The following is a 2,971-nucleotide window of genomic DNA, read 5'->3' on the forward strand; positions in this document are numbered from 1 at the left end:
TGTCTGCCGGATGTATGGGTCCATGCAAACTTTTTTAGGATAAGCCCTCGACCGATTAGTATTCGTCAGCTCCACACATTGCTGTGCTTCCACCCCGAACCTATCAACCTCGTCGTCTTCAAGGGGTCTTACATACTGGGAAATCTCATCTTGAGGGGGGCTTCACGCTTAGATGCTTTCAGCGCTTATCCCGTCCGTACTTGGCTACCCAGCGGTGCTCCTGGCGGAACAACTGGTACACCAGCGGTACGTCCATCCCGGTCCTCTCGTACTAAGGACAGCTCCTCTCAAATTTCCTGCGCCCGCGACAGATAGGGACCGAACTGTCTCACGACGTTCTGAACCCAGCTCGCGTACCGCTTTAATGGGCGAACAGCCCAACCCTTGGGACCTACTTCAGCCCCAGGATGCGATGAGCCGACATCGAGGTGCCAAACCTCCCCGTCGATGTGGACTCTTGGGGGAGATAAGCCTGTTATCCCCAGGGTAGCTTTTATCCGTTGAGCGATGGCCCTTCCATGCGGTACCACCGGATCACTAAGCCCGACTTTCGTCCCTGCTCGACTTGTAGGTCTCGCAGTCAAGCTCCCTTATGCCTTTGCACTCTTCGAATGATTTCCAACCATTCTGAGGGAACCTTTGGGCGCCTCCGTTACATTTTAGGAGGCGACCGCCCCAGTCAAACTGCCCGCCTGACACGGTCCCCGAACCGGTTTCACGGTTCCAGGTTAGAACTCCGATACGATCAGGGTGGTATCCCAACGTCGCCTCCACACAAGCTGGCGCTCATGCTTCTATGGCTCCCACCTATCCTGTACAGATCGTACCAAAGTTCAATATCAAGCTGCAGTAAAGCTCCATGGGGTCTTTCCGTCTTGTCGCGGGTAACCTGCATCTTCACAGGTATTAAAATTTCACCGGATCTCTCGTTGAGACAGCGCCCAAGTCGTTACGCCATTCGTGCGGGTCAGAATTTACCTGACAAGGAATTTCGCTACCTTAGGACCGTTATAGTTACGGCCGCCGTTTACTGGGGCTTCGGTTCACAGCTTCGGGTTACCCCTAACCGCTCCCCTTAACCTTCCAGCACCGGGCAGGCGTCAGCCCGTATACTTCGCCTTACGGCTTCGCACAGACCTGTGTTTTTGCTAAACAGTCGCTTGGGCCTTTTCACTGCGGCCCCCTCGGGCTATTCACCCTACCGAGGCACCCCTTCTCCCGAAGTTACGGGGTCATTTTGCCGAGTTCCTTAACGAGAGTTCTTCCGCGCGCCTTAGCATGCTCTGCTCGCCTACCTGTGTCGGTTTGCGGTACGGGCACCTTCACCTGGCTAGAGGCTTTTCTTGACAGCCGGAGTACATGACCTTCGCTACTGCAATTTTCGCTCCCCATCACAGCCCAGCCTTATGATCGACGGATTTGCCTATCGATCAGCCTCACTGCTTGGACGGGCTATTCCATCAGCCCGCGTCACTGCCCTTCTGTGTCACCCCATTGCTCATAACGGCTTACGGTGGTACAGGAATTTCAACCTGTTGTCCTTCCACTACGCCTTTCGGCCTCGCGTTAGGTCCCGACTTACCCTGAGTGGACGAGCCTTCCTCAGGAACCCTTAGGCTTTCGGCGGACAAGATTCTCACTTGTCTTTTCGTTACTCATACCGGCATTCTCACTTGAATACAGTCCACCAGTCCTCACGGTCCAACTTCAATCCGTATTCAACGCTCCCCTACCCCTAACACTTCTACAAGTGTAAGTCATAGCTTCGGTGGTGTGTTTAGCCCCGTTACATTTTCGGCGCAGAGTCACTCGACCAGTGAGCTATTACGCACTCTTTAAATGGTGGCTGCTTCTAAGCCAACATCCTGGTTGTCTTTGCAACTCCACATCCTTTCCCACTTAACACACACTTGGGGACCTTAGCTGATGATCTGGGCTGTTTCCCTCTTGACAATGGATCTTAGCACTCACTGTCTGACTCCCGAGTAGCATGTCGATGGCATTCGGAGTTTGACTGGACTTGGTAACCCTTGGCGGGCCCCGCACCCAATCAGTGCTCTACCTCCACGACACTCATTCCTCGAGGCTAGCCCTAAAGCTATTTCGGGGAGAACCAGCTATCTCCGAGTTCGATTGGAATTTCTCCGCTACCCCCACCTCATCCCCGCACTTTTCAACGTGCGTGGGTTCGGGCCTCCAGTGCGTGTTACCGCACCTTCACCCTGGACAGGGGTAGATCACACGGTTTCGGGTCTACGACCACGTACTTCATCGCCCTATTCAGACTCGCTTTCGCTGCGGCTCCGGCTCTCCACCTTAACCTTGCACGTAATCGTAACTCGCCGGTTCATTCTACAAAAGGCACGCCATCACCCTTTTAACGGGCTCTGACTTCTTGTAAGCGCACGGTTTCAGGTTCTTTTTCACTCCGCTCCCGCGGTGCTTTTCACCTTTCCCTCACGGTACTGCTTCACTATCGGTCACCAGGGAGTATTTAGCCTTGGCAGATGGTCCTGCCGGATTCCGACGGGGTTTCACGTGTCCCGCCGTACTCAGGATCCGTCTCGGAGAGTATTTGCTTTCGGTTACAGGGCTTTTACCTGCTCTGGCGGGCCTTTCCAGACCTCTTCGCCTACCAAACACCTTTGTAACTCCATGTGAGACGTCCTACAACCCCAAGGAGCAAGCTCCTTGGTTTGGGCTAATCCGCGTTCGCTCGCCGCTACTGACGGAATCACTTTTGTTTTCTCTTCCTCGGGGTACTTAGATGTTTCAGTTCCCCCGGTATGCCTCTTCCTGAGCTATGTATTCACTCAGTAGTAACTGCCCATTACGACAGCTGGGTTTCCCCATTCGGAAATCCCCGGATCAATGCCTGCTTACGGCTCCCCGAGGCGGTATCGTTGTTCGCCACGTCCTTCTTCGGCTCCTGGTGCCTAGGCATCCTCCGTGCGCTCTTACTAGCTTAACC

Annotated in this window: 1 rRNA gene; it reads right to left on the reverse strand. The window is 54.3% G+C overall.

Annotated elements, in window-relative coordinates:
• Positions 1 to 35: 35 nt before the first annotated feature.
• Positions 36 to 2,971, reverse strand: a 23S ribosomal RNA gene (locus ACO9K6_RS20880).

Source organism: Paenibacillus praedii (genome assembly GCF_049725345.1).
Taxonomy (GTDB): Bacteria; Bacillota; Bacilli; order Paenibacillales; family Paenibacillaceae; genus Pristimantibacillus.